The 2109-nt window shown below is 58.9% G+C and carries 4 protein-coding genes; 1 reads left to right on the forward strand and 3 read right to left on the reverse strand.

The genetic code is table 11. From position 1 onward, the window contains the following. The coding region (locus tag VZ95_RS14450) for a DUF2794 domain-containing protein (protein WP_045776481.1) at positions 1-235 on the forward strand (235 nt) is incomplete at its 5' end. Between the two features lie 125 nt (positions 236-360). On the opposite strand, the gene VZ95_RS14455 is transcribed toward VZ95_RS14450, so the two are convergent. From VZ95_RS14455 to VZ95_RS14465, 3 genes are all read right to left on the reverse strand, one after another. Next, complete coding sequence (locus VZ95_RS14455) at positions 361-807, reverse strand: hypothetical protein (RefSeq protein WP_045776482.1); 447 nt, start codon at positions 805-807, stop codon at positions 361-363. A gap of 50 nt (positions 808-857) precedes the next feature. Then, positions 858-1631 carry an ATP-binding protein gene (locus VZ95_RS14460; RefSeq protein ID WP_045776483.1) on the reverse strand — a complete coding sequence of 258 codons (774 nt, stop codon included), beginning with the start codon at positions 1629-1631 and terminating at the stop codon, positions 858-860. 136 nt (positions 1632-1767) lie between these two features. After that, positions 1768-2073 (reverse strand): STAS domain-containing protein, encoded by a 306-nt coding sequence (locus VZ95_RS14465; RefSeq protein ID WP_045776484.1) that lies wholly within the window; start codon positions 2071-2073, stop codon positions 1768-1770. Positions 2074-2109: the final 36 nt, after the last annotated feature.

A 2109-nucleotide genomic window follows, 5' to 3' on the forward strand; every position in this document is an offset into this window, starting at 1 on the left:
CCGTGTCGCCAAAGGAGAGTGGCGCGATTACGCTATTGATATGAGCGGCGGGGCGGCGATGTTCTCCATCTTCCGCTCGTCGTACGAACTGCCGCTCTACAGCATCGTCAAGCACGCCAGCGCCCGCCAGATTGATTTTGTCCTCATGAGTCGCGGCCAAAAACTGCGGCAAGAGCGGAGTCTCGGCGCGCTTCTCACCTATCTCGATGCGCGCAGCTTAAGCTTAGTACGTTAGGAGACCCCTATCGACGCACACCGGACATTTGCGCCAGCACGCCACGCAGATAATCAACTTCCTGCTGAAGCCGATTGATTTGGGCGGACGCAACCTGAATTTCGTAAGATTGCGCCTCAAGATCCTTAGAGAGGCGTTTTAACGATGCTCGGATCAACCACATCGGCCGCCGCTTCGACGGGCACCGCATCGGGGGCGGTGGCGTCGGCGTTCGGATCGGTCTCGGCTGGAGGCGGGGCATCAGCGGCAGCCTTCAGTTTGGCGGCCTGCTCCTGCACCTTTTGAGCGGTTGAAATAAGCTGAAGATGGGTGGATTTCAGCCGCGCCTTGCGCGTTTCCAAATCCTTCTCGCTGGTCCGCAGCAATTGTTCCCGCTGCGCAAGATCACGCTGCAAGCTGGTGCGATACTCGACCTGCTGTTCGATGGCCGATGAGGCCGCCCGTTCCCGCGCGCCCGTATCGGTCGCACCGGCGGCCCCGCCAATCGTCGGCAGCGCTTGCTGTGCCAGCGCTACGGTGGAAAAGCCAAGCACCGCAAACACGGCAGCAAGGGGAAAAGAGCGACGGTTCATGCGAGCGTTTCCTATGAGGGCATTTCCTTGACGATCTGCCGATGCTGCGATCATGCAACCAGCGCGAAACCGAGGTCGAGTCTGCGTCCGCCATTACGATGACGAATGCGGTCGGCCATGGCCGATGTTACCAGCAAACCCCGCCCGCTGGGCAGCCCAAAAGGATCATCGATTTCAACCGGGGTGGGTCCGCCGCGTCCGGTCTTCTCGAACCCATGACCTTCATCCAGCACTTCCAGCGTGAGCCACCCTGCTGAAAGGCGCGCAAAGATGGAGACCGCCCGGTGGGCAAAACCATCATCATGCAGGCGATTATCGAGATGATCGGCGTAATCCGCGTAAGCGTCGGCACTGGAGCGCAGAAACTTATTGGCTTCGAGATTGCCGTGCAGCAGCGCATTGGCCAAGGCTTCGGCCAGCGCCACCTCGATCCGCCAAATCAGCCCTTCATCGAACAGGCCACAGGCCCCAAGGCTCGCGGCAATAGCTGCCGAAGGTTCGACCCGATAGGCCGTCGCCGTCGACAGGCACAGGCCGATAAACGTGCCGCGCCGCAGTGCCAACCGGGCAAAATTCGCCAGTTGATCGGGGGAGAGACCCGCTTCGAAACAGAAGGCCGGCAAATCCTTGAGCGCCGTCGCCATTCGACTTTCGCTGATGCGGTCCCCCATGACGCGAATCCGCCGCCGACTGCCGCTCCCGAGGGTCAAGCGGGCCGGGGAGCGGGGCTCTTCGGAAGCCGTCATGGCGGCCATCGGGACCGACTCGACCCGAAGCTGCCCGAAGCTTTCCATCGAAAGGGCTTCCAGGGCTTCGCGGGACAATCCGTCCGCAACCAGACTCAAGGATGAGAATGGAGACAGGGACACAGGGCCTCCGTGTTGATCCGCCGGTGTGGGCTGTCCGTTTGGCAGCCGCTTATCGATAAAAAAGGTCACGATGACCGATCCTATCGCGCCCCTATGACTGAATAGTAAATATCTTGTCGAATTTTGCTACTTCAAGCATGCGGCGGACATTTTCGGGCGGGCGTTGAAGAACAACGGCTGCATTGAAAACCTGGGCCTTCTGCTTGGCAATCAGCAGCATGCCAAGACCGGCGGAGTCGATAAACTCAACGCCGCTCAGGTCGAACTCGTAGGAGCCGACTTTGTTCTTCAAAAGCTCATCCAGGAATTCTTTGTACTCCCGATGAAACTTAAAGGTCAGCCGACCTGTGATCTTAATCTTCGCGCTATTGTCTTTGATATCGACTGTATATTGCATCGGGTCCTCGAATGAGTCATTTCGGCAGTTTTACGC

Origin of the sequence: Elstera litoralis, assembly GCF_000963705.1 — a bacterium.
Classification (GTDB): Bacteria; Pseudomonadota; Alphaproteobacteria; order Elsterales; family Elsteraceae; genus Elstera; species Elstera litoralis.